Genomic DNA, 1,609 nt, shown 5'->3' with positions numbered 1-1,609 from the left:
GCCGATTTGTCAATTTGTAGGGACTGGGCGTAACCTGGGCGATCGCGATGCCTTGCATTTGCTCGTCAGAAAGCCGTTTCGCCATCTGCTCAATGTCCGCGCCCGAGTGTGCAAACAGCTGAGCCGTTCCTCCGGCCGAGCGGTATTTCTCAATAAAACCGGAAGCAGCGCCTCCACTTGCAATCATGATGATCGCCTGCGGCGAGGCTTGCAGCATGGCGTCGGCGGCGGCAGCCACGCGRCTGGTCCCAGCGTCATAACCCGCCGTTTGTACGATCCTGGCCTTGGCATTCGCCGCTGCTTCCTGTGCGGCGGCGATGAGTGGCGCAGCACCGGGGCCATTTTCGTAAAACAAGCCAAGCCTGGTGATTCCGACTGTCGCCAGGTGCGCCGTGATTCTCGCAAGTTCGTCCCGCAATGTGGCGCGCACGCCATAAAGTTGTGGAGCGTCCAGATTCAGTTCGGTCGCGCGGAAGCCGACCAGCACGATGCGCTCGCGCTCAAATACGCCCGCGCTAACCAGCTGGGCGATATTGCGGCTTCCAAAGTAGCCGGCAAGCACCACTGGCTTGTCCTCGGCCAGAAGCGCGCGCGTTTGGGTGAGTGTTTCATCGGGACGTCCAGCGTCGTCGCGGCGCGCCAGGATGAAGGTGTTTCCGTTGACCCCGCCCGCCTTGTTCACGGCGTTGAAATGCAACTGCATTCCAGCTGCATAGGCGCGGCCCTGGCTCGCGTCAATACCGGTCAACGGCGCCACCTGACCGACTACAAGCTGCGCGGCCAGTATGGACGACGCTATACCGCTTGCGATAACCAGGCCCGCCAAGCGGGCAATCAACTGACCAGTTCTCATTTCCAGTTTCCTTAACGCGGTCCAACTCGCACGTGCAACGCTTTCACCTGTCAAGCCTGAGGCTGTAGATAGTGAATCCAGCCCCACGGGTAACAATCGGAGAAGGCCACGAGGTCCTTGCCGGCCGCCACGTTCAATCGATCCGGATGTTGGAACGCAGGGCAATCACGCGCATGCGGGGCAGCTCGTTTTCGATGCGCGCCGCAACCGTGGCAGCGGGCTCCCAGGCGTATTCGAGTCCGTTCGCAACGAGTTTTTCGCGAAGCTCCGGATCCTTCATGGTTTCAGCCAGCGCCTTCTGCAGCTTGGCTTTTACATCCGCCGGCACCCCCTTGGGCGTGGCAATGGCCAGCCAGGAATCGGCCGAGAAACCTTTGAAACCGCTCTCCGCCACAGTCGCCACCGTGGGCATTTGCGTCGCGCGGCTCTCGCCAGTGACGGCGATGGCTTTGATCCTCGGCTTGGCCGCCTTCAGCTGCGGCAGCGCCRCCGCGACGGTGTCAATCGAGAAGGGGATCTGGCCGGCCATCAAGTCGTTCATCGCCGGTGCGCTGCCTTTGTAAGCGATGTGCTGCAGCTTGATGCCGGCGGCGCTCCACAGCATTTCGCCGGCGAAGTGCCCTGTGGTGCCGTTGCCGAACGACCCGTACACGTACTTGTCCGGCGCGGCGCGCACTGCTGTTATGAGTTGCTTCAGGTCGTTGATCGGGACATCGGCGTTGGCCAGCAAAACAAGGGGAACGCGCGCCACCATTC

2 protein-coding genes are annotated in these 1,609 nt (G+C 61.7%); both read right to left on the bottom strand.

What is annotated here, in order from left to right; all coding sequences use genetic code 11:
- A partial coding sequence (locus tag AC1D1P_RS22870; RefSeq protein ID WP_477674569.1) for an ABC transporter substrate-binding protein occupies positions 1 to 757 on the bottom strand: 757 nt, incomplete at its 3' end.
- A 229-nt stretch (positions 758 to 986) separates the two neighbouring features.
- Positions 987 to 1,609, bottom strand: a 623-nt coding sequence (locus AC1D1P_RS22865) for a Bug family tripartite tricarboxylate transporter substrate binding protein (RefSeq protein WP_477674568.1), incomplete at its 5' end; no start/stop codon positions are given.

The sequence above is a fragment of the Polaromonas sp. P1_E1_2 genome (assembly GCF_056406035.1).
Note: the sequence above shows the minus strand (reverse complement) of the source record. Positions and strands in the feature narration are given on the sequence as shown.